This is a genomic window from Shewanella profunda, from assembly GCF_023283765.1.
Classification (GTDB): Bacteria; Pseudomonadota; Gammaproteobacteria; order Enterobacterales; family Shewanellaceae; genus Shewanella; species Shewanella profunda.
The window spans coordinates 91,978-115,620 of record NZ_JAKILG010000009.1 but is presented as its reverse complement, the minus strand read 5'-3'; the positions used below and the strand labels follow the sequence as shown (position 1 = coordinate 115,620).

The following is a 23,643-nucleotide window of genomic DNA, read 5'->3' as shown; positions in this document are numbered from 1 at the left end:
ATGAAGTAACAGGTAATACCGGCCTTTGCAGATGCTGAGAGAGTACAAGGAGCATATGACTCCGAAAGGACGATAAGCAGCAAAGGCGCGGTTCTCATTAAGGCCAGAGAACAAAGATTCTCACAAACAGGTCGGATATACGTACGCAGTATTACTTTCTGTTACTCAAAAAGTGGTTGATCTATTCGAGGTGTCCATATATGGACTCGCTGCGTGTCAATGAGTAAATGCCATGGTAAGCCGATATGACTGGATACCAGCCAACGCTAAGATCCCAACAACTGAAATAACAGGTTACCCAGTACCGTTTGCCAACTTATTCTTGTCCACTTTCAACATCCACACAACAAATATGCCCAATGGCTTTGTTTAGTGATAACCACCGGCCTTTTCACAAAAACGCATAAATATTCTCATTTAATTCAAATTGGCTGTTGCAAAGGCTCATAAAAGCGGTTAGTTTAAATCCACTTATACGGATAGACGTCCGTAACAACGAATTCAACGCTTCACTGTATTTCGAGCAGTTAAGCCAATAAAGTTAAATACCGAGAGAGTAAAATGAGCCCACTACTGAATGCTATCCACCACCATCACCACCATATGCGGTAGCCTTCGGACGCTCACTGCCGGAGGACTATATCCTTCTGGCGGACTGATTCAAGATGATCATAAACCCCTGGAAGGAATTCCGGGGGTTTTTGCTTTTAGGCGTTAATTTTGGTTTTAATTTAAATAAAAAATTTTTAGATATTTAATAAATTATCAATACGTTAGCTAGAGCACTTAACTAGAGTTCTTAGCTAGAGCCCATTGAATGGCAAGGCGTATTAAACCGATTAAACAACACACTTTTGAATCTTTTAATTTTGATACTTTTGAGCGAGATAACACTATGACTGAATCGAACCGTTTACGCATCGCCATCCAAAAATCTGGCCGTCTATCGACCGAATCACAACAATTGCTAAAAAGCTGCGGTGTTAAATTTTCCATTAATGAACAACGCCTTATTGCTCACGCTGACAATATGCCCATCGATTTATTGCGCGTTCGTGATGACGATATCCCAGGATTGGTGATGGACGGCGTGGTCGATATGGGGATCATCGGTGAAAACGTGCTCGAAGAGGAACAAATCGAGCGTCAAACTCTGAACAAACCTGCAGATTGCCTCAAACTGCGTCAGTTAGATTTCGGCTCATGTCGCCTCTCGTTAGCCGTACCAACAGAGTTCAGTTACGCCGATGCCTCCTCTTTAGAGGGGTTGCGCATCGCTACCTCTTACCCGAATCTGCTGCGCCGTTTTATGCAACAAAAAGGCATAACTTATCGCGACTGTATGTTAAAAGGCTCGGTTGAAGTCGCCCCGCGTGCCGGCCTTGCCGATGGGATTTGTGATCTCGTATCGACGGGTGCCACCTTAGAGGCCAACGGTTTATACGAAACCGAAGTGATTTACCGCTCTACGGCCTGCATCATTCAATCGACCCAAACCCAATCGCCGACTAAGCAAGCACTCATCGACAAAATTCTGTCCCGCGTCAATGGCGTTATCCGAGCGCGCGAGAGCAAATACATTCTGCTGCACGCGCCAACTGAAACCTTAGATCAAATCGTGGCCCTGCTGCCCGGCGCTGAAAACCCAACCGTATTGCCATTAAATGATGATACTAATCGCGTTGCTATCCACGCCGTCAGTACCGAAGATTTGTTCTGGGATACCATGGAACAGTTGACCGCACTCGGTGCCAGCTCGATTCTGGTGATGCCAATCGAAAAAATGATGGGGTAATGTATGGAAATCCTAACTTGGTCAACCTTATCAACCGCCGAGCAGAAAACGGCGCTGAAACGCTCGCCCTTAATTGGTGATAGCGGCTTAGAGCAAAGCGTTCGCGCCATTCTCGATGCAGTGGCGACGCATGGTGATGCCGCCATTGCCGAATTTAATCAAAAGTTTGATGGCTTTGATAGCGCTAAGATTGGTGAACTGCGCATGGGCGAAACCGAAATTGCCGCGGCAAGCGCACGGGTATCGCCTGAGCTAAAAGCGGCGATAGCCAAAGCCATGGCGAACATAGACGTGTTTCACAGCGCCCAGCAATTTCGCCCGATTGATATGGAGACCGAGGCGGGAGTGCGCTGCGAACTACGTAGCGAACCAATTGAAAAAGTAGGTTTATATATTCCAGGTGGCAGCGCGCCATTAATTTCAACCGTTATGATGCTCGCCCTGCCCGCCAAGATCGCAGGCTGTGAGCAAAGAGTATTGGTTAGCCCACCGCCCATCAACGATGCCATTATCTATGCAGCTAATGCCTGCGGGATCACTGAAATCTATCAAGTGGGCGGTGCGCAGGCCATTGCGGCGTTGGCATTTGGCACGGAAACGATCCCCGCGGTCGATAAGATTTTTGGCCCAGGTAATCGTTATGTCACTGAGGCTAAACGCCTTGTATCGCAGGATGGTCGCTGCACTGTGTGTATCGATATGCCCGCTGGACCTTCTGAGGTATTAGTGATTGCCGATAGCGACGCCAATTGTGAATTTATTGCCGCCGATTTGCTTTCGCAAGCGGAGCATGGCCCTGATTCACAAGTGATTTTAGTGACAGATTCGCAAGATATCGCCGATGGCGTGAATGACGCGCTAACAAGACAGCTCGCTGCCCTGCCGCGTTGTGATATCGCGGCAACGGCGCTACTGAGCAGTCGCACTTTTGTTGTGGACGATATGATGCAAGCCGCGCAGGTTTCCAATCAATACGGGCCTGAACACTTGATCATTCAAACGCGCTTTCCCCGTGAGGTGCTAAAAAACATTCGCGCCGCGGGCTCAGTATTTTTAGGCGCTTATACACCTGAATCAGTTGGCGATTATGCCAGTGGCACCAATCACGTACTACCAACTTACGGTTACAGCCGCGCCGTGTCGAGCTTATCATTAGCCGATTTTAGCCGCCGCTTTACCGTGCAGGAACTCAGCGCTAAGGGCTTAATCGGATTGGGGCAAGCGGTCATGACGTTAGCCAGTAACGAATTGCTCGATGCGCACAAAAATGCCGTCGCCATTCGTCTAGCTAGCCTAGAGAAATGATCCGCTAAAACCTTAAGTGAGTGAACCTTAAGTGAATGAAAATAGAGCTGAGTGAATAAAATGAGCCAAGTGAGCAGCATGGAAAAAACAGCAGAACCCATAGCATCGACATTAGCCGAGCGCCTAGCGCGCCCTGAGTTACTGGATTTAACGCCCTACCAAAGTGCCCGCAGATTGGGCGGTCGTGGTGATATTTGGATCAATGCCAACGAATCACCCTTCAATAATGTCGATACCGCAGCGCTCGATTTATCGAAATTAAATCGTTACCCAGAATGCCAACCGCCGCAGCTTATCAGTGCCTACAGCAACTACAGCGGCGTGAGCGAGCGTAAGATAGTCGCCAGCCGCGGCGCCGATGAAGCGATTGAGCTATTAATTCGCGCCTTTTGCGTACCGGGCATCGACAGCATTGCTTGCTTTGGCCCAACTTACGGCATGTATGCCATCAGCGCGAACACCTTTAATGTGGGCGTTAAAGCGTTAAATCTCAGCGCGGAATATGGCTTGCCGTCAAGCTATGCCGAGGACGTTCGCGGCGCAAAACTGGTGTTTATCTGCAATCCCAATAACCCGACGGGGACTGTGATCGACAAAGCCATTATCGAGCAAGCGATCAAAGTCCTGCCCGACGCGCTTGTAGTCATCGACGAGGCCTATATTGAGTTTTGCCCTGAATACAGCGTGGCGGATTTGCTGGAAAGCTATCCGAATCTGGTGGTACTGCGCACCCTGTCAAAAGCCTTTGCACTCGCCGGCGCACGCTGTGGTTTTATGCTGGCAAACGAGGCCGTAGTCGAAATCATTATGCGCGTGATTGCGCCCTATCCTGTGCCGCTACCCGTGAGTGAAGTCGCCACACAGGCGCTATCAAGCGCTGGCGTTGCGCGGATGAAAGTACAAGTCGCACAATTGAATGAACAAGGCGCCAGACTCACAGCGGCGATCAGCGCTTATTGTTCAAAGTCGAATAGCTCATCCAGCGCCCGCGTGCTTAAGCCTAACGGCAATTATGTGCTGGCTGAATTTGATGATGTCGCCAAGGTCGCGGCTTTACTGCAAGGCAGCGGTGTTGTCGCCCGCGCCTACAAAGACCCAAGACTTGCCAAGGCCATCCGCTTTAGCTTTAGTTCAAAGGCGGATACCGATGTGTTAGTGAATTTATTTGAATCGCAACGCGCTGAGCTGTCATCAGAAAACGAATAATAAGTCACTGATAATAAGACACTAATAAAAAGATAATGCAGTGCTGAAAGTTAAATCAGGTTAAGCATTAGCTAAACGAATTGAATTTGAAGGTAGAGCCATGAACCCACAATTTATCCCGAACGTTGCACAAAAAATTCTGTTTATCGACCGCGATGGCACCTTGATTGAAGAGCCAGTCACCGACAAACAGGTCGATAGCCTAGCGAAATTAGTGTTCGAGCCACAGGTGATCCCCGCTTTGCTACGTCTGCAAAAGGCAGGGTTTCGCTTAGTCATGGTCAGCAATCAAGACGGCCTTGGCACACCGTCTTTCCCGCAGGAAGATTTCGACGCGCCCCACAATATGATGATGCAAATCCTCAAAAGCCAAGGGGTTAACTTTGAAGATGTGGTGATTTGCCCACACTTTTTTGATGAAAATTGCAGCTGCCGTAAACCTAAGCTGGGGCTAGTGAAAGACTATCTCACCCAAGGCTGCATCGATTTTACCCAATCGGCGGTGATTGGCGATCGCGAGACCGATGTGGAGCTGGGCAATGCCATGGGCATTAAAAGCCTGAAATATCAACGCGACACTTTGGGCTGGAACGCCATCGCCGATGCACTGCTCAATAAAGGCCGCACCGCCACGGTCGTGCGTACCACCAAAGAAACGGACATTCGCGTAACCGTGGATCTCGACAGTTCAGTTAAAGGTAACATCAACACTGGCATTGGCTTTTTCGACCACATGCTCGATCAAATTGCCACCCACGGTAATTTTAGAATGGATGTGAAAGTCGATGGCGATCTGGAAATCGACGATCACCACAGCATCGAAGACACGGCGCTGGCAATAGGGGATGCCCTGCGCCAAGCGCTCGGTGACAAACGCGGCATTGCCCGTTTCGGCTTTAGTCTGCCGATGGACGAAGCCAAGGGCGAATGCCTGCTGGATATCTCTGGCCGCCCTTTTATCAAATTCTCGGCCGATTTTGAGCGCGAGCATGTGGGCGAAATGGCCACTGAAATGGTGCCGCACTTCTTCCGCTCCTTTGCCGATGGCCTGCGCTGTACGCTGCATGTGTCGACCGAAGGCGATAACGATCACCACAAGGTTGAAGCCCTGTTTAAAGTGCTCGGCCGCGCGCTACGCCAAGCGGTTAAAGTCGAAGGCGATATTCTGCCATCGAGCAAAGGCGTGCTTTAAGGCATCAGCATAAATCGTTTAAGAGGTTAGGATGCAACAAGACTCTCAATTAACAGCTGGCCAGCAATTAATAGCTAGTCGGCAATTAACAGCAAATGCATCACCAGATGCTGAAACCGTTATCATAGATACGGGCTGTGCCAATTTAAGTTCAGTACGTTTTGCCTTCGAGCGTTTAGGCGCTAAGGTATTGGTCACAGACGATAAAGCCAAAATCAAAGCGGCAAAACGCGTGGTACTGCCGGGTGTAGGTACGGCGGGAGCCGCAATGGCATCCTTGCATGAAAAAGGCTTGGTCGAACTCATTCAAGGCCTGACTCAACCTGTGCTGGGCGTGTGCCTTGGCATGCAAATGTTGGCGGCGATTTCTAAGGAGCGCGGCGGCAAAGGTCAAGACTGCGAATGCTTAGGCATAATCCCAACCGACATTAGCGAATTAGATACTGAGTTACTCAAAGCTGAAGGCTTACCTTTACCGCATATGGGCTGGAATCAACTTAAGCTAACGACAAACTCACAAGGAGCCAAAATCCCTAGCGTTCACCCGCTATTTGCGGGCATTGAAGATGGCAGTTATGTGTATTTCGTCCACAGTTACCGCGCACCTTTAAGCGAATTTACCTTAGCCGAATGTTCCTATGGTGAGGGCTTTAGCGCCGCCATTGGCAAGGGTAACTTTATGGGCGTACAGTTCCACCCAGAAAAAAGTGCCGCAGTGGGCGCGCAAATTCTGCGTAACTTTTTACAGATGGACGAGTTACAGATGAACGAAGCGCTGATGAACGAAGCGCTGCGAAGCAACTCTGCTGATGGCCAAGCTGGTGTAAATAAGGCTGACCAATGAATAAATTACTCATAAAAAAAATAGCTATTAATGAATTGCTTACAAAAAAATCAATCGAGGATATGAACTTATGATCATTCCTGCAATTGATTTAATTGATGGCAATGTCGTCCGACTTTATCAAGGCGATTACGGCCAGCAGACCACCTTTGATTTAAGTCCTTTGGCGCAGCTGCAATCATACGAGGCACAAGGCGCTAAGTGGTTGCATATCGTTGATTTAACGGGCGCGAAAGATCCCGCGAAACGCCAAACTCGCCTTATCAGTGAATTAGTGGCGGGACTAAACGCCAATATTCAAGTGGGCGGCGGTATTCGTACTGAAGAACAAGTCACTGAATTATTAGCTATCGGTGTAAAACGCGTGGTAATTGGCTCACTGGCGGTGAAAGAACCTGAGTTAGTCAAACAATGGTTTATCAAATACGGCAGCGAAGCAATTTGCCTCGCGCTCGATGTCAATATCAACCAGAGCGGCGAGAAAATTGTCGCCGTTTCCGGTTGGCAAAGTGGCGGCGGTAAGAGTTTAGAATCCCTTGTAGAAACCTTTAGCGCGGTCGGCTTAACGCATGCGCTAGTGACTGACATTAGCCGTGATGGCACCTTAACTGGCGCCAATACCGCGCTTTATCAAGAAATTGCAACAAGCTTCCCCGACATCGCTTGGCAAGCCTCTGGCGGTATTGCGACCCTTGATGATGTGAGCGCCGTGCGAGACAGCGGCGCTGCGGGCATCATTATCGGTAAAGCCTTGCTTATCAATCAGTTTAACGTGGCGGAGGCAATCCAATGCTGGCCAAACGACTAGTCCCCTGTTTAGATGTGAAAGACGGTAAAGTAGTGAAAGGCGTGCAGTTCCGTAACCACGAAATTGTCGGCGATATCGTCCCCTTAGCCGCGCGTTATGCCGAAGAAGGCGCCGATGAACTAGTGTTTTATGACATTACCGCCAGCGCCCACGAACGTGTGGTCGATAAGTCGTGGGTGAGCCGCGTGGCGGAGCAGATTGATATTCCCTTCTGTGTGGCAGGTGGTATTAAAACCATTAGCCAAGCCCGTGAGTTATTAGCCTTTGGTGCGGATAAGATTTCGATTAACTCGCCCGCGTTAACCGATCCAAGTTTGATCTCACGCCTGCAGGACGAGTTCGGCCGCCAATGTATCGTGATTGGTATCGACTCCTTTTTCGATGCCACCAGCAACAGCTATAAAGTAAAGCAATTTACTGGCGATGAGGCTGCGACTAAGGATACGCAGTGGTTTACCCAAGACTGGGTTGAAGAAGTGCAAAAACGAGGTTGTGGTGAAATCGTGCTCAATGTGATGAACCAAGACGGCGTGCGCGGTGGCTACGATATCAAGCAGTTAAGTCTTGTTCGCGCCATCTGCGACGTGCCGTTAATTGCCTCGGGCGGTGCTGGAACTATGGCGCATTTTCGCGATGTATTTATTGAGGCTAAAGTCGATGCGGCGCTGGCAGCGAGCGTATTCCACAAGGCGATTATCAACATAGGTGAATTAAAAGCCTATTTAGCGGCCGAAGGGATCGCGATTAGACGCTAGTGCGGTTCTAGGTTCTAGGTTCTAGGTTCTAGGTTCTAGGTTCTAGGTTCTAGGTTCTAGGTTCTAGGTTCTACAAACAGATTAAGAGTGAATACTATGTCAACGCAAACAAACACTAAGTCGGATTTTAGCGAGCTGGATTGGAATAAACAGGATGGGCTTATTCCTGCCGTTATCCAAAACCATTTATCGGGCAAGGTATTAATGCTCGGTTATATGGATAAGGCCGCGCTGGAAAAAACCTTAAGCACAGGTGATGTCACCTTTTTCAGCCGCTCAAAACAGCGTTTGTGGACCAAGGGTGAAACCTCAGGCAATACCCTAAAGTTGATCGCCATCGATAAGGACTGCGATAACGACAGCCTGTTAGTGCAAGTGATCCCCAACGGCCCAACCTGCCACAAAGGCACCGAAAGTTGCTGGTTAGATGACAATGCGCACCCCTTTTTGAACAACCTCGCCAGCCTTATCACCTCGCGTAAAGGACAAAGTGCCGATTCCAGTTACACGGCGTCTTTGTTTGCGCACGGCACGAAACGTATCGCCCAAAAGGTCGGTGAAGAAGGCCTTGAAACCGCCCTTGCCGCCGCGACCCACGATAAGGAAGAGCTGGTTAACGAAGCCTCAGATCTTATCTATCACTTGCTGGTATTACTTGAAGATCAACACTTAAGCCTTAGCGACATCACAGCAAACTTGCTGGCAAGACATGAAAAGGCGCTACAGAGTAAAGCATAATCTGCCTACTGCACCTGATGTCTTGCTATTGATTTTACCGCTAAAAATGTCGCCCACTTAAATCAAGTGCGCGGCATTTTTTATCGCGCTATTCCCTCAAGTGCCTTGCCGCAGTGTGATCAATAAATATCTTGCACCGAATCCTATGACAAAAAGCCACCAAAATACTGTTGTAATGGTTGACAAGTACAACTCAGTTCCCTATGGTAGCCTCCGTTGCCGTCACGTTACTAAGGCAATAAATCAAGGCATCAAAACACTTATCCGTTTTTACTCCACACACGCTAAGGCAAGTTTTATGTGTTTCACAGCACTTTATACTCCCTATCTGTAGCCGCAATGGCATAGATAGGCACCACGCCTGACCTTCCATTGTGGCCATATCCTTTCGGATCCGCTGAGCGCCACTGTCTCATTTGCTTAAATCATTTTGTGCTTGAATCATTTCATCATTGAATCGCATCAAAATCCTTTAAGACAGTTGCTTTAGGATCAAGTCTTTATCTCTTTTTCTTGCGACACGCTTTTGAGATCATGTTATGACACAGAATAAAATTTTCGGCAGTTTACTGCTTATCGCAGGCACCACAATCGGCGCGGGTATGCTGGCTTTGCCTATCGCATCGGCTGGACTTGGCTTTGGCACTTCCTCCGCTATTATGCTCATCCTATGGGCGCTGATGGCCTACACGGCGCTGCTAATGGTGGAGATCCACCAATTCGCTCCCAGCGATGCCAGCCTTAATCACTTAGCGCAGCGCTTATTGGGTCGTAAGGGCCAGTTGATCGCCAATAGCGCCTTGATGTTTTTACTGTACGCCCTCTGCGCCGCCTATATTGCTGGCGGCGGCGAGCAAGTGAACCAAAAACTGAGCACTTGGCTAGGGTTAAGTTTGCCCCCACAGGCGGGCGCAATCCTATTTACCCTGCTGGTTGGCGCCATTGTGGGCATGGGAACCCACTGTGTGGATCTGATCAACCGGGGTCTTTTTGCCCTTAAATTATTGGCATTATTGTTGATGCTGGTCTTGTTACTGCCGCAGGTCGACGGTCCACATTTACTCGAACTTCCGCTTAACCAAGGGCTGATTATCACGGCTATCCCGGTGATTTTTACCTCCTTTGGTTTCCACGGTTCGATTCCCTCAGTGGTGCGCTACTTGGGCGTTGAAATCAAAGCCCTGCGCAGGATCATGCTGTTCGGCTCCGCTTTGCCACTGGTCATTTATCTTTTGTGGCAACTGGGCAGTCAAGGCGTATTGAGCCAAAGTCAATTGCTCGAAAACCAGAGTTTATCGAGCTTTATCAATCAACTGGCGAGCGTACTGCACAGTGAATACTTAAGTAGCGCTATTAGTCTATTTGCCGATCTCGCCCTTGCGACCTCGTTTTTAGGGGTGAGTTTAGGTTTGTTCGATTTTATGGCCTCAAGCTTAAGGCAAGAAGATAATGCAACAGGTCGCAGCTTAACCGCGGCTATCACCTTTTTGCCACCCTTAGGTTTTGCCCTCTTCTACCCACAAGGTTTTATCACCGCCCTAGGTTACGCAGCGATTGCGCTGGTGATCCTCGCGATCTTTTTACCTGTGGCCATGGTGTGGACACAGCGCCAAACGCGAGACGGCGCAAATTTAGCGACTGGTTATCGCGTCGCTGGCGGCAGGTTTGCCCTTGTGCTTGCAACGCTATGTGGAATTGGGGTTATCACAGCGCAGCTTTTTAGCTAGTTGAGTGTTAAACTGCCGCAGAGATGACGGTACGATAATGCGTGTACAAAGAGTGCGATAGGACATTTTTACAACCCCAAGGCACGATTTTGATAAGGATGATGTTAAAGCCAGATGCCAATCCACAAAAAACCAAAACTCGCCACTGCTGTAAAAAGTGAGACTAGCCAAGAGATATCCCATGGTGAGTCCCATAATAAAAATACGGCCAGTAGTAAAATGGTACGAAGATTTCCCCTAAAAAAGACCTTAGTGGCAACGGCTTTGACGGGCGTCTTGGCATGTGTGGCTTTAAGTATTTGGATTATCAATACTCAAACCGAAAAATTGATCATACGAGCGGCCAATTATGTCCTTAGTGGCATGGACAGCGAGCTTATTGATATTCGTTTAGGTGAAAGTCAGTTAGAGCATTGGCATATCACCTCTGCCAAACTTAGGATACATGACAGCCAAATCATGCTTAAGGATCTGAATATCGTACTAGAGCTCGATTGGCCGCAAAGCCTAGACGAGCTAAAACAGCTTAGCCAAATACCCCACCTAACCAGAAAAATCAAACAGATAAAGACAGGTGACATTGAAGTGGAGTTAGGCCAGTCGATCTTTTTGCCTGACCGCAACGCCATCGATGAACAAGGTCCAGCATTAGCCTTAGATATCAAATCATTACCTCAAATTGATATAGGCAAAACTAAGCTGTTCCTAAGGTCGCAAGCCAATTTGCCCGCCTATCATCTAGTGATGGATAAACTCAGTTTAAATAACGCAGGAGAAATCAGCAGTGCGTTTAGCCATGATGGCGAAAGCATAGCAGTACTCAAAGCAATACTCGCCGCGGAGGGATGGCAACTGGAAAGTGAACTCGCGCTCGCACCACTGCTCGCGAGTCTGCACCAGATAAGCCTTAGGCAAAGCCCTGGCAGCATGCTGAACACACTCACTGAGTTTGATAAGCAATGGCAGGAATTAGCAATTGATCTACAAGGACAATTAGTTTCCCATAGCCAGCTAGGGCTAACGTCGGGGGAGCTAATCAGTCGGCATAAGTTAATCGACCCGAAAGTGACTTTTAATCAGTTTGCGGCGCTGCAACTCGAGCCCAAACCTGCTCTTGAATTTAGTATTGCGGGACATTTAGCAGAACTAGAATTAAGTCTAAAACCCTTTACCTTGGCACTGAATCCAAATGATAAACAGCAACAACAGCTATTAGCCTTATTAGATAGCCCACTTAACGACTCCATATCAACGTTGCTGTCAGGGCTAAAAAATACCGCGGCACCAGTGGGTATTCAACTCACCCTAGGTGAAACATTGACTTACCCACTGAATCAAACGCAAACTCACAATGGGCAGCAAGCGATTACATTGGTTAACCTTCCCCAAATTAGCCTAAAAACCCTAGACAGCAAAATCGATATCCAAGTTGATGTTTCTGATATTGAAATCGCAAAATCGGCCGATACACTTGCGCTCAAGGCCGATTGGCATCTTAACGCCAAACAAGAAACCCCCGTGCAATTAGCCGATATCTGGATTGATGCGACGCAGGCTCTGGGCTGGAAGAGTAGTCAATTAGTCACTACAGGGGAATTTAGTTTAGCTCAGTCGCCACAATCAACCGATTGGCAATTGATGACCAAGCCTGTCACTGCGAAGGTAGAAAGCTTAAAGAAAACAGCACCAACGTTGCTATTTAGCTTGGGCGAAATTACCTATAACAGCCCGTTAGATAAACAGGCACCTAGGCAGACCGAGTTTAATCTTGGTCATATTAACCTTAATACCCTAGGGCTAATCCAACTCAGTTCGCATACGGATCATTTACAGCAAGGCCTGCATCCCTCAAGCATGGCTAACCAAACAGCACTACAAATATCATTGCCCCCGTTAGACTTAACACTCGATCAACTTCGTTTGTTACAAACAACCCAAACTTCGGTAGTCGGGTCCGATAATATCATAAGCTCTCAGAGCGATATGAGTGCGGCGGCGTTTTCGATCACTTTACAAAAAGCTATGCATTTCGAGCTAAAACCAGACACTCCAATGAATTCGCTATTAGCGTCTGACTGGCAGAATCATCTTTTATGGCATGCAAACCAACTCAATATCGAAAAACAGCTCAGTAGTAAAGGCCGTACTCGTAAAGAGACTGTGCTAAAACTCGACTCATTAGCCCTTAAACAAAGTTTGGATTGGAAAAAAGGCACTCTTTTAGGGGAAGAAAACTGGCAGCTTGGCACGGTCGAACTGCAAAGCCATCATCAATTAAACCTAGCCACAGCCAATAAACCCCTCGTATTGACTGGTCAATGGGTTGTTGACACCAGCATGACCGAAGCGTTATCGCTGCTCAATCAAACCCAGCCTTTGCCCTCTGAGCTTAATGTCACGGGTAATAACCAATTTCAGGCACAGTTTAATCTGACACAGCAACGCGATCAGACTCAATTTGTCATGCAAATTACCCAATCGATGACAGATCTCGAAGGTTTTTATAACGACACCATTTTTGAAGGCGGCAAACTTCAAGCGCAATGTGAGTTCACTTGGGAGCTATCCCATAGAGAACTGTCCCATAAAAAACCACAGGATAAAGACTATTTTAGTAGTTTGAGTCGGCTCAATTGTCCACAGACATTGATGACCTTTAACTTGTTCGATCCTGGTTTTCCGCTCACAGATATCGAAGTCGAAGCCGATATTGCGCTCGGCAAAGATGCCGAGAAACTGCCCGATAATTGGTTGCAGCAACTCACAGGATTAAGTGATACCGATATTTCCATGACGGCCAAAGGTAAAGTGCTTAGCGGCCAGTTCCTGTTGCCAGAATTTAATCTTAAGTTACAAGAAAAGTCCCATGCCTATCTTCTATTACAAGGCATGAGTCTTGAGGAAGTATTGCGCATTCAGCCGCAAACGGGCATTAATGCCGATGGGATATTTGATGGTGTGCTCCCCGTTGATTTAGTTAACGGCAAAGTCTCCATTACGGGAGGACAACTCGCCGCGAGGGCACCTGGAGGGCTTATTGCTATATCGGGCAATCCTTCGGTGGATGGTATGCGTCAATCCCAGCCGTACCTCGACTTTGTCTTTTCTACCCTAGAGCACTTACAATACAGTCAATTATCGAGTAGCTTTGATATGGATCAAGAAGGTGACGCGACCCTGATTGTCGAAGTCAAAGGACGTACTCAAGGGATTGAACGCCCAATTCACTTGAATTACTCCCATGAAGAGAACATGCTGCAATTATTTAGAAGTCTGCAAATTGGTAATGATTTGCAGAACAAAATCGAAAAATCCGTGAAGTAACAAGGAAACCTCAGTGAAGATAATTCAATTACAGCAAGTTAGCATAGGTACCCGAAGCGCTCTTGCCGCATTGGTCACACTAGCCATGTTGCAAGGCTGCACGCCCACAGTCAAAATAGAGCCACCCGATAAACCTATCGTCATCAATCTCAATGTGAAAATTGAACACGAGATAAAAATCAAAGTGGATAAGGAGTTAGATCAACTCCTATCTGATGAGAAATTGTTCTAAATTACACAAGAATTGAGGAATCACCATGAAATCAAAGTTACTATTATTATTAACCCTCAGCTTCTTGAGCCTCAGCGCCTTCGCTATGTCACTTCAAGAAGCCAAATCCCAAGGCTATTTAGGCGAACAACCCAATGGTTACCTAGGATTAGTACAAGCCAATCCCGAAGCCAAAGCTGTGATGGACGATGTCAATAATAAACGCCGCGCCCACTACGAAACCATAGCGAAAAAGAACAATATCTCCGCCACCGATGTCGCAAAACTGGCCGGTGAAAAAGCCATAACCGCCACAGATAAAGGCAACTATGTGCAAGATGCCAGCGGAAAATGGATTAAAAAGTAATCCATTATTTGAGAAGCTAAGGCATAAAAGCAAAACAAATAGACTTAAACAACAACGCCTGCAATTGCAGGCGTTGTTGTTGGCGGTGACCCGTCCTAAATAGCGTTGAGCGAAGATCTAGATTTTAGATTGTTTGATGGAGTTTGATTAAGCACACTTATTCCAGTGACACGCCGTCCTGTTACCTAGTAAGAAGTATCCCTATAGGCTCGACCGTGACATCCCTGTCACGGACGGTCACTTCCATGACAGTGCTTAATCTCGTCAAGCCCTGCGTATACTGGTAACCAAATTTAACAATGGGTGTATCATTAAATTTTGGTGATACTCTTTTACTTTAGCGAGATAAAGTGTACCACTTCTCAGCAGTTGGCTTCTTCTACACCTCAATTAGAGTGTCGCAGTTATTATCTGAATTCTGGGGCTACATTCCAATAAGCCGAAGAAAATTGGTGAGGATTACAGGCAACGCGATCTCCGCTGACCATACGTTCTTGCCATTCTTGAACCTTTTGCTCAGTTGTGCTGTACGCACCAGACAAACCAAGCAGTATATTTTGACATTCTGTAAGGCCATCAGGTGTCAATCTGTAACCACCCAGCACCTCAATTAGCCGCCGCTTTTCAATCCAATACTTTAAAGCTGTATCGCTATTAGCCAGCAAAAATAGTAAGAGGTCACGATTCATAATCACTGTGGAAAGTTGTGAGTTATTCTGCGCAACGCGAAATGCGGCAATTGTTAATGCCCGAACCTCCTTATTCTTGGTTCCTGTTAAGCCCATTTCCTCCGCATGTGCGTTGCTCGTGGGGTAAGAATTCGAACGGTGTAAAGTAACGTCATTTTGCAATGGGAAGATTGCTGTCATTTGTTTGTCCTGTTCTTGCCTAACGCCCGCTTAAGTGGTGAGCAACGCTACCACGATACTCAATTATTACACCGTAAACACAAAAACCAAATCAAAGGCCGAGCGTTGCGAATCCGTCTTGAAGCATTTGTTAGTTTTATTTATTGCTCGAATCTAAACATTGCCTTAAATCCAGTGTCGATTCTATGCTGAGCCACCTTATATGCTGATCTTTGTAGTTCATCAAATCTTTCCTTATGTCGAATAACTTCGTTCATATTACTTGAGTCTTTACATATAAAATGATGAAGCTGACTATTTAGTGCAGAGGAAACAACACTGATATTGTCGAGCGATTGATTTAAGAAATCGTAGTTTTGTTTAGCATCAGGAGCCAATTCCACATTCCAAAATGCCAACTCACGATTGGCTTTATATAGATTTCTTCTGGATTGGTATAAGTTGCCCCATACATTATGTAAATGTTCAATCCGTTTGATTGAAACGTCTTTGTCTTCAATTAGCAAACCCGGAGTTGGACATATATGATTGTAATGAAATGCGAGTTCATGAAGATTTTCTTCGACTTCATCTATTGCCGAAAGGTATCTCTTAGCAGAAATATATGAGTCTTCTTTCCGTTTATTACCTAACCATTGGAAATAAGTATAGAAACCAAAAGCAAACCCCAAAAATGTAACAAGTAAGGTTCCAACATCAGTCCATTTAACATCATTGAACATTGTTTTATGTTCAGTGACACCAATAAAGAATCCAACTGTGATCGAGTAAAGTACAACAATAGCTAAGATTACTTTTTTCAACTGCCTAATGTCCCAAATTCTCATGACTTCAATATAAAACTAACCTTTATATAGTGCGCATGCGCGTTTATCTCATTAGACCAGTAAAAACGCGCATGGTTAACTACCTGTAATAAAAGGAACTTACCAGCTTTTGTTTAGATATGCCATCCGGAAAAACACGCATGCGCGTTTTCCAAACCTATTATCTCAAGCTGTCAAAAAATAAGTTATTGATTATAAATGCTATATACATGAAGATCTTATGTAAACGCGCACAAATATTTTCAATCTAGTCCTTGAAATCGGCACAAACCAGATAACACTGTGTAAACAATCAGTATTAAGGGCGGCGAAAAAACCGGACACCCACAACTCTTTTTGCTTTTAGCGCTGCGCAAACAACACAGAAAACAGTGCCAACCATAGTTAAATAAAAACTCCCCCCCTCTTGAACCTCCAGACTACGCAAATACTGAAAGGTGCGCCATGGTGATTGGCGAGACGACCGTCCGCCCCATGGACGGGGCGGTCGAGCATCCACGGATGGACTAGCTGCGAGTCGACGAGTGAATACCATGGCAAACCAAACTGCGTAGTGAGTTTGATACTAAAAGCAGAGTCAAATAGAGAGTAATCAGACTCACAAATTATCATTGGATAGCATTAAATAAAAAGGTGTTGAAGATCCACGTGACTAATTTTAGAAAAAGCTTTCTTAGCAGAAAAGAGTATGGATAGCTCAATAACACCATGGGGATTTAAGCTAATTATCGGTTAATAGCGGCTATCCAAAACCAAGAGTGATGCTATGCCGCAACCACATGGCGCTGCGCACGTAGGGGGTGTAAGCGATTATGCATCACTTTAATGGTTTCAAACTGGATCATCGTTTTGCCGCCAGCTAATACACACTCCGGCGATAATAACATCACGAGCGCAGCTTGAAGAGTGTTCTCAACAACAAGCACAAGTACTCTTTGCCTTTGGGATTTAAGCTCAAATACTTTACCCACATCGCTATAAACACACACATCGCTGGTATCAAAAAACCAAGACTTAGGCATCTGTGGCGTCAGCATAAAATGGGCAGCAGTAGCATTGAGGGCTATTTGAACAATAGCGGCATCAGTTAAGGATAAACTTTTAGGCAACCTTTCGAGTAAATTTATATAGAATTTGGCGTGCGCAATACTAAATTCCATGCTTGATAAAGCATCTGGAATGAGTGATTTTGCTTTATAAGCCGTCAGAAATTCTATTTCGGAACCTAACGATACGCCTAGAACACCATACGAATCGTTATATTTCCATTGCCAATCCTTTTGCGGCATTAATAACATAACGTTTACCCACTATTTGAACACTCGGACATAATAGTAGATATTTTATTCAATATCAAAATAAAAATAATAAAATACAAATTATTTAACAGTTACTTAGTCGATCTGTTATAGGATCTTAACTGCGATCTAATGATCCTTTTAGATCGCAGTTATTAAAAAAGATCTTATTTTAGATCTATTTATTGATCTTAAGATCATTATTTTAAGCGATAAGCTTCAACAATCTCTTTAATTAACTTCGGTCCTTGATAAATAAAGCCAGAATAAATCTGTACCATAGTCGCTCCAGCATCAAATTTCGCCAAAGCATCTTCAGCACTATTAATACCACCCACACCAATAATTGGGATCTGCCCTTTTAAACAGATAGCGAGCTGCTTTATCACTTTTGTTGAAAGCTCAGTTAAAGGTTTACCACTCAAACCACCGCTTTCATTGGCGTTGGCAAGGCCGCTTACGCCATCACGAGTTAATGTCGTATTAGTTGCAATCGCACCATCGAATTTATTTTTAACCAGAGCGTCTGCGATATTTTCAATTTCTTCAATGGTTAAATCTGGAGCAATTTTAAGTGCGATTGGCACGTATTTTTTATGTTTTTCGGCAAGTTCAAGTTGCTTAGTTTTTATCGCGCTCAATAATTCATCTAATAGATCGCCATATTGTAGCGATCGTAAGCCTGGGGTATTAGGTGAGGAAATATTCACCGCAATATAGGCTGCGTAGGGATAAACCTTATCCATGCAGATCAAATAATCATCTTTGCCTTGCTCCACTGGCGTGTCTTTATTTTTACCAATATTGACACCCACCATGATATCGGACTTTTTCGCGATCAAATTTTTAACTAAATTATCGACCCCTTTATTATTAAATCCCATACGATTAATGATCGCTTTAGCAGGCTTTAATCTAAATAAACGGGGTAAATCATTACCGGGTTGTGGTCTTGGAGTAACAGTGCCCACCTCAATGTGTCCAAATCCCATCGCATGAAAGGCATCAATCGACTCGCCGTCTTTATCCATTCCCGCAGCAAGACCTACTGGATTTGGAAAAGTCAGCCCCATAAATGTTACAGGAGCAGGCGCGATATTTTGGCTATAAAAGCAGTTTAATGGACTGTTGCCTGTCATTTTCAGGCTACCGATAGCCAGATTATGCGCTCGCTCAGGATCCATCTGGAACATGACTTTCTGTGCGATTTTATAGAACATGTACTTTCCTCGACCTAAAAAAAGCCCCGGCGATCGCCAGGGCTTCTGATTATTATAAAAGTTTACTTTTGGCCTTCACAATGAAGGATCAGAAGATTAAGTTCACGTAGGGCGACGGAGAACTTAGCAAACTCATGGATTTGCGATGTTTTGAAGTCAGCTAGCATGTGGAACCATCTTTCCAGTAAGCCTTGATTTATCTCAATCCACTGAGAAATCACGCTTTCTGCATCACAGGTTTCACTGCAGGTTCTTAGGACCACTGAACTCAATGCGCGTTGTTGCCAATCTAACTCTTCCCTAAAGGCTGCACGGGCAAGTGCTTGCCAATGGTTCGCCACAGGTTGAGCACTGATCTGTTCTAAGAACCAGTGCAACTCAACACGGGCACCGAGTTTAAAGTAAGTTTCAGCAACCAATGCCACTGTCTTATCTTCTGCTTGGGCAATTTGAGCGATATCTAACGCTGAGAATAAGGTACTCATGTTAGCTACTACGATCGCGACATCCTGCGGTACATTTTCTTTGATCAAGGCGTTGATCTCAGCTTGGATGCCAGCCGCTTCTTCTTCTACCAGATATAAATGAACATTGGCTTTAATCTGCTCAAATACAGGTTTGAAGAAGGCAACGTTTTGTTCAATGCTCCAAGTGCGATTGCGATGACGCAGGAACCAACGACACACGCGACGCATATTACGACGCAGTTGGTGCAACATTTCACCCTGAACCACAGCAGGTACGATACCGTTTAAGTCAGTGATCGATTTAGTTAATTCAGCTAAACCAAATACTTCGCGGGCCATAGTGTAACAAATAGCCGCATCGGCAACTGAGGCACCTGTCTCATCTTGCATACGTTGAACAAAGTTTAAGCCCATATCGTTGACAAGCTCATTGGCGAGTGAGGTCGCAATGATTTCGCCACGTAGTGGGTGTGTCACCATTCTATCGCTATATTTTTCCTGAAGTTTTTTAGGGAAATAAGCAATAAGCAACTGGCTTAACAACGCATCTTCAGTAATTTCTGGTGTAACTAGCTGCTCTTTCAATACCATTTTTGCGTAGGCAACGAGTACGGAAAGTTCAGGACGAGTTAAGGCACGACCACTTGCTAAACGCTCGGCAAGTTCATCGTCAGAAGGTAAGAATTCTAATGCTCTATCTAACTTACCTTCTTTTTCCAGATATTGGATAAAGCGGATCTGCTCTTTAAGCTGCTCGGCACCACGGACTTGGGTAACAGAAATAGTGCGGGTTTGATCTTTACAGTCTTGCAGTACGATCTGGCCGACTTCTTCAGTCATTTCTTCCAGTAGGCGGTTACGCTGTTTTAACGTCAGTTCACCTTCAGTTACCATAGCGTTCAGCAAAATCTTGATGTTCACTTCGTTGTCAGAACAATCAACACCACCGACGTTATCCACAAAGTCGGTGTTAATACGGCCGCCGTTAGAGGCATATTCAATACGACCTAACTGGGTACAACCTAAGTTACCGCCCTCGCCGACTATCTTGGCCCGCAGTTCACCGCCGTTAACACGCAATGCATCGTTGGCACGATCGCCCACTTCAGCATGGGTTTCACGGGATGACTTAACATAAGTACCGATACCGCCGTTCCAAATTAGATCGACTGGCATTTTCAGCAGTTCTTTCATCAGCTCTGTTGGGGTCATAGAGGCTTTCTCTGTACCCAACATTTGCTTGATTTCTGCCGATAAGGGGATCGATTTAGATGAACGTAGGAAAATACCGCCACCCTTTGAAATCAGCTTGCTGTTGTAATCTTCCCAGCTAGAACGTGGTAGAGCGAATAAACGCGCCCGTTCATCATAACTTAATGCCGTATCTGGGTTTGGATCGATAAAGATATGCATGTGGTTAAAGGCAGCAACTAATTTGGTGTGCTTAGACAACAACATACCATTACCAAATACGTCGCCCGCCATGTCACCAATACCTAAACAGGTAAAGTCAGTGGTTTGACAATCGATACCCACTTCGCGGAAATGACGTTTAACCGATTCCCAGCCACCTTTGGCCGTGATCCCCATTTTCTTATGATCGTAACCGTTACTGCCACCCGATGCGAATGCATCACCCAGCCAGAAGCGGTATTCGAGGGAAATGGAGTTCGCGATATCAGAGAATGTCGCAGTGCCTTTATCGGCTGCAACCACAAGATATGGATCATCTTCATCGTGACGCACCACATCCAATGGATGGACTATCTCACCATTGATTATGTTATCGGTGATATCGAGCAATGCGCGGATAAACAGACGGTAACATTCTTGACCTTCGGTAAAGAGTGCTTCACGGCCACCTTCTGTTGGTAGCTGTTTACAAACGAAACCACCTTTAGCACCTACAGGCACAATCACAGTGTTTTTCACTTGCTGTGCTTTTACCAAACCTAATACTTCGGTACGGAAGTCTTCACGGCGATCTGACCAGCGTAAACCACCTCGGGCCACTTTACCGTAACGTAAATGCACACCTTCTACACGCGGCGAATAGACGAAAATTTCGAATTTCGGCAACGGACGTGGCATTTCAGGGATCATTGAAGGCATGAATTTAAACGAGATATAACTCTTAGATTCACCTTTAGCATCTAACTGATAGAAGTTGGTTCGTAGAGTGGCGTTAATTAGGTCTAAATAACGACGAATAATACGGTCATCATCGAGGCTAGAGACGTCATCTAAGCGTAAATTGATCTGCTCTAAAAACTTGCCCAGTGTACGGGTCTTAAGTTTAGGATTAAATTTACGGATGAACATTTTAACCAGCAAATCAGCGATTTGAGGATAACGGCCAAAGGTCTCTTCGATATACGCTTGGCTAAATGTTGCATCAATTTGGCGCATGTATTTTGCATAGGCACGCAATACCGATACTTCACGGCCAGTCAAACCCGAAGCCAGAATGATACGGTTAAAGCCGTCATCCTCTAGTTTCTTTTGCCACACTTGCGACAATGCGGTTTGGAATCTGTCTTGGCTGTCGGCGATATTGTCAGTGTTGACCACTTTAACCGTCATTAGGAAGTCTAAGATCCAGAAGGTGGAACCATCACAAGTGGTGACTTCATAGGGACGTTCGTTGATCACGCGCAAACCGAAGTTTTCCAGCATGGGCAACACATCAGACAAATGAATTGGCTCATCTTTATGGAATAACTTAAGACGGACTTTGTTGTCGTTCAGCGCAGCTTCCTGCGGTTGATAGAACAACATACCCAATTTATGCTCATCGTCCAAGGCTTCCAGATGCTGCATATCCACTACTGCAGAACTTGGTAATACATCTTCTTTATAGCTTTGTTCAAACGCATTGAGATAGCGCTTAGTGAGATGAGTACCGGCTTCTTCACCTAAGGCGTTGTTAAGCGCTGAGCTTAACTTATCTTCCCAAGAACGTGCCGCTTCAATTAAATTATTCTCTATGGCCGCCACATCTACATCCATATTATTGTTATCAACTTTGACAATGTAGTGAGTGCGAGCAAGCGATGACTCGGAGAAATAAGTCGTAAACTCTACATCTTCTTTGCTGTTAAAATGCTGAGCCAAAATACGCTGAGTATCTTGGCGAAGTTTAGTGTTGTAACGATCCTTAGATACATACACTAAACAGGATAAGAAACGACCAAAACCATCTTTACGCACAAAGAGTTTTAGTTTGTCTCTGTCTTGCATTTCAAGCACACCGTGAGCTGTGTGCGCTAAATCCTCAACATTGGCTTGAATTAGCTCATCACGGGGCAGGTTTTCAAGAATATTGAGCAGTGCTTTATAGTCGTGAGAACGCGGTGTTAAGCCTGAACGATCTAACACTCGTTGCACTTTTTCATTCAGCAGCGGGATTTCACGTGGACTGCGGTTATACACGTTAGAGGCATATAAACCGATAAATCTGTCCTCACCGACCACATTGCCTTTCTTATCGAAACGTTTGATACCGATATAATCAACATAAGCAGGGCGGTGGACGCGGCTCTTAGCGCTGCTCTTAGTCAGGATAAGCAAGCTGTGATCTAAGGCTTCTTTACGGGCGCTATCGGAGAAGCTAGATAACAACAAACCCTGCTCCGGCTGTGCTTTAGTGTGCTTATTCATCAACCCCAAACTAGAGGCGATATTGGGCACTAGCTCAACGTCACCCTCAACACGTTTCAAATCGTATTGGCGATAACCTAGCAAAGTAAAATGATGATTATTCAAGTAAGTCAAGAAGTTAATTGCTTCTTCTAACTCTTGTTTATCACCAGGGAATGGACGCTTTGGCAAGTCTTTAATGGTTTCAGTTAATTTAGCTGACATTGCGCTCCAGTCATTTACTGAAGCAGCAACATCGGCAAGCACTGACTTAATTTCGCGCTCTAGTGCCTTGATGTCATCGGTACTACTTTGACGATCAATTTCAATTAAGAAAACCGCAACAGACTCAGTACTTTCAGGATTTTGATTCAGATAGGTCACTTTAGAGACTTCTGACCCTGAGCGCTCAATCGCCAGCGGAGTATGTAGCACCATGTGAGCGGTAATACCAATACGATTCAATGCCATACCCACTGAATCTACCAAGAATGGCATGTCAGGTTGGATGACCTCAATAATCGAATGGGTAGATTGCCAGCCGTGTTTTGACTGACTTGGATTGAATACTCTGAGATGAGTGTGACCTTTTGGGGTCTTGTTGAGGGCGTTCCATAAACTCAGAACAGCACCATAAAGATCGCTATCGTTGCGCGCATTGAGATCATCTTTCGACATACGGGCGTAAAGGCAGGTCGCGAACTGTTCAACTTGCTTGGCTTGTGAATTAGGGACTTTAGCGTGAATTAAACTGACTACATTTTCAAGTAGTACTGAAGGCATTGCATCTTTCAAGGCCATGTTGCTGTTTCCTTAAGCGTCTATGGCAGCGCTTTTTTTCATTATTTGGATGCTTCGGCTTAACGATCGCAGAAAAATTAGTGTGATCTGGATCATCGCGCGAAGTTTATTACTAAATCCTCTGTATTTCGAGGAAAATTTTAGTGGTACATCCTCTTGAAATCGAGTAATGGCAGGAATGCAGAACGGATAATGACCAAACAATCGCAAAAACAGACTAACTATTCAAACATAAATGGGGAGTTAAACT

The 23,643-nt window shown here is 45.5% G+C and carries 17 protein-coding genes; 12 read left to right on the top strand and 5 right to left on the bottom strand.

Going from position 1 to position 23,643, the window contains the following annotated elements; genetic code table 11:
• Nucleotides 1–895: 895 nt before the first annotated feature.
• From hisG to L2744_RS06975, 12 genes are all read left to right on the top strand, one after another.
• On the top strand, nt 896–1,795 hold the full coding sequence (hisG, locus tag L2744_RS07030; protein WP_248991246.1) for an ATP phosphoribosyltransferase: 900 nt from the start codon (nt 896–898) through the stop codon (nt 1,793–1,795).
• 3 nt (nt 1,796–1,798) lie between these two features.
• Nucleotides 1,799–3,100, top strand: coding sequence for a histidinol dehydrogenase (hisD, locus tag L2744_RS07025; RefSeq protein WP_248991245.1), 1,302 nt, complete (start codon nt 1,799–1,801; stop codon nt 3,098–3,100).
• Nucleotides 3,101–3,160: 60 nt separating this feature from the next.
• Entirely contained in the window at nt 3,161–4,306 is a 1,146-nt protein-coding gene (gene hisC, locus L2744_RS07020) for a histidinol-phosphate transaminase (RefSeq protein WP_248991244.1), read from the top strand.
• Between the two features lie 100 nt (nt 4,307–4,406).
• Nucleotides 4,407–5,498, top strand: a complete 1,092-nt coding sequence (gene hisB, locus L2744_RS07015; RefSeq protein ID WP_248991243.1) for a bifunctional histidinol-phosphatase/imidazoleglycerol-phosphate dehydratase HisB — start codon at nt 4,407–4,409, stop codon at nt 5,496–5,498.
• 31 nt (nt 5,499–5,529) lie between these two features.
• Nucleotides 5,530–6,342: an imidazole glycerol phosphate synthase subunit HisH gene (gene hisH, locus L2744_RS07010; protein WP_248991242.1), complete on the top strand. Its 813-nt coding sequence runs from the start codon at nt 5,530–5,532 to the stop codon at nt 6,340–6,342.
• 70 nt (nt 6,343–6,412) lie between these two features.
• On the top strand, nt 6,413–7,150 hold the full coding sequence (gene hisA, locus L2744_RS07005; protein WP_248991241.1) for a 1-(5-phosphoribosyl)-5-[(5-phosphoribosylamino)methylideneamino]imidazole-4-carboxamide isomerase: 738 nt from the start codon (nt 6,413–6,415) through the stop codon (nt 7,148–7,150).
• Complete coding sequence (gene hisF / locus L2744_RS07000) at nt 7,132–7,905, top strand: imidazole glycerol phosphate synthase subunit HisF (protein WP_006081894.1); 774 nt, start codon at nt 7,132–7,134, stop codon at nt 7,903–7,905. The genes hisA and hisF overlap by 19 nt, the downstream gene beginning before the upstream one ends.
• Before the next feature lie 96 nt (nt 7,906–8,001).
• A complete protein-coding gene (gene hisIE, locus L2744_RS06995) occupies nt 8,002–8,643 on the top strand; it encodes a bifunctional phosphoribosyl-AMP cyclohydrolase/phosphoribosyl-ATP diphosphatase HisIE (protein WP_248991240.1) in 642 nt (213 codons plus the stop codon).
• Nucleotides 8,644–9,182: 539 nt separating this feature from the next.
• Nucleotides 9,183–10,370, top strand: a complete 1,188-nt coding sequence (locus L2744_RS06990; protein WP_248991239.1) for an aromatic amino acid transport family protein — start codon at nt 9,183–9,185, stop codon at nt 10,368–10,370.
• Between the two features lie 114 nt (nt 10,371–10,484).
• Complete coding sequence (locus L2744_RS06985) at nt 10,485–13,694, top strand: intermembrane phospholipid transport YdbH family protein (RefSeq protein ID WP_248991238.1); 3,210 nt, start codon at nt 10,485–10,487, stop codon at nt 13,692–13,694.
• Nucleotides 13,695–13,707: 13 nt separating this feature from the next.
• Nucleotides 13,708–13,926, top strand: coding sequence for a YnbE family lipoprotein (locus tag L2744_RS06980; RefSeq protein ID WP_248991237.1), 219 nt, complete (start codon nt 13,708–13,710; stop codon nt 13,924–13,926).
• A gap of 25 nt (nt 13,927–13,951) precedes the next feature.
• A complete protein-coding gene (locus tag L2744_RS06975; RefSeq protein WP_248991236.1) occupies nt 13,952–14,272 on the top strand; it encodes a YdbL family probable chaperone protein in 321 nt (106 codons plus the stop codon).
• Nucleotides 14,273–14,679: 407 nt separating this feature from the next.
• Here the strand turns inward: L2744_RS06975 and L2744_RS06970 are convergent, their stop codons facing one another.
• The 5 genes from L2744_RS06970 to L2744_RS06950 all read right to left on the bottom strand — a co-directional run bounded on the left by L2744_RS06970 (nt 14,680) and on the right by L2744_RS06950 (nt 23,393).
• Nucleotides 14,680–15,141 carry a hypothetical protein gene (locus L2744_RS06970; protein WP_248991235.1) on the bottom strand — a complete coding sequence of 154 codons (462 nt, stop codon included), beginning with the start codon at nt 15,139–15,141 and terminating at the stop codon, nt 14,680–14,682.
• A 140-nt stretch (nt 15,142–15,281) separates the two neighbouring features.
• Nucleotides 15,282–15,944 (bottom strand): hypothetical protein, encoded by a 663-nt coding sequence (locus tag L2744_RS06965; protein WP_248991234.1) that lies wholly within the window; start codon nt 15,942–15,944, stop codon nt 15,282–15,284.
• A gap of 788 nt (nt 15,945–16,732) precedes the next feature.
• Entirely contained in the window at nt 16,733–17,266 is a 534-nt protein-coding gene (locus L2744_RS06960; RefSeq protein WP_248991233.1) for a cell division protein ZapC, read from the bottom strand.
• A gap of 200 nt (nt 17,267–17,466) precedes the next feature.
• Nucleotides 17,467–18,486 (bottom strand): quinone-dependent dihydroorotate dehydrogenase, encoded by a 1,020-nt coding sequence (pyrD, locus tag L2744_RS06955; RefSeq protein ID WP_248991232.1) that lies wholly within the window; start codon nt 18,484–18,486, stop codon nt 17,467–17,469.
• A 62-nt stretch (nt 18,487–18,548) separates the two neighbouring features.
• Complete coding sequence (locus L2744_RS06950) at nt 18,549–23,393, bottom strand: NAD-glutamate dehydrogenase (protein ID WP_248991231.1); 4,845 nt, start codon at nt 23,391–23,393, stop codon at nt 18,549–18,551.
• Between the last annotated feature and the right edge of the window lie 250 nt (nt 23,394–23,643).

What these genes read in the sequence shown, in the direction of transcription:
- hisG (WP_248991246.1), top strand. Translation starts at nt 896, where the DNA reads ATGACTGAATCGAACCGTTTACGCATCGCCATCCAAAAATCTGGCCGT.
- hisD (WP_248991245.1), top strand. Translation starts at nt 1,799, where the DNA reads ATGGAAATCCTAACTTGGTCAACCTTATCAACCGCCGAGCAGAAAACG.
- hisC (WP_248991244.1), top strand. Translation starts at nt 3,161, where the DNA reads ATGAGCCAAGTGAGCAGCATGGAAAAAACAGCAGAACCCATAGCATCG.
- hisB (WP_248991243.1), top strand. Translation starts at nt 4,407, where the DNA reads ATGAACCCACAATTTATCCCGAACGTTGCACAAAAAATTCTGTTTATC.
- hisH (WP_248991242.1), top strand. Translation starts at nt 5,530, where the DNA reads ATGCAACAAGACTCTCAATTAACAGCTGGCCAGCAATTAATAGCTAGT.
- hisA (WP_248991241.1), top strand. Translation starts at nt 6,413, where the DNA reads ATGATCATTCCTGCAATTGATTTAATTGATGGCAATGTCGTCCGACTT.
- hisF (WP_006081894.1), top strand. Translation starts at nt 7,132, where the DNA reads ATGCTGGCCAAACGACTAGTCCCCTGTTTAGATGTGAAAGACGGTAAA.
- hisIE (WP_248991240.1), top strand. Translation starts at nt 8,002, where the DNA reads ATGTCAACGCAAACAAACACTAAGTCGGATTTTAGCGAGCTGGATTGG.
- L2744_RS06990 (WP_248991239.1), top strand. Translation starts at nt 9,183, where the DNA reads ATGACACAGAATAAAATTTTCGGCAGTTTACTGCTTATCGCAGGCACC.
- L2744_RS06985 (WP_248991238.1), top strand. Translation starts at nt 10,485, where the DNA reads ATGCCAATCCACAAAAAACCAAAACTCGCCACTGCTGTAAAAAGTGAG.
- L2744_RS06975 (WP_248991236.1), top strand. Translation starts at nt 13,952, where the DNA reads ATGAAATCAAAGTTACTATTATTATTAACCCTCAGCTTCTTGAGCCTC.
- L2744_RS06970 (WP_248991235.1), bottom strand. Translation starts at nt 15,141, where the DNA reads ATGACAGCAATCTTCCCATTGCAAAATGACGTTACTTTACACCGTTCG.
- L2744_RS06960 (WP_248991233.1), bottom strand. Translation starts at nt 17,266, where the DNA reads ATGTTATTAATGCCGCAAAAGGATTGGCAATGGAAATATAACGATTCG.
- pyrD (WP_248991232.1), bottom strand. Translation starts at nt 18,486, where the DNA reads ATGTTCTATAAAATCGCACAGAAAGTCATGTTCCAGATGGATCCTGAG.
- L2744_RS06950 (WP_248991231.1), bottom strand. Translation starts at nt 23,393, where the DNA reads ATGGCCTTGAAAGATGCAATGCCTTCAGTACTACTTGAAAATGTAGTC.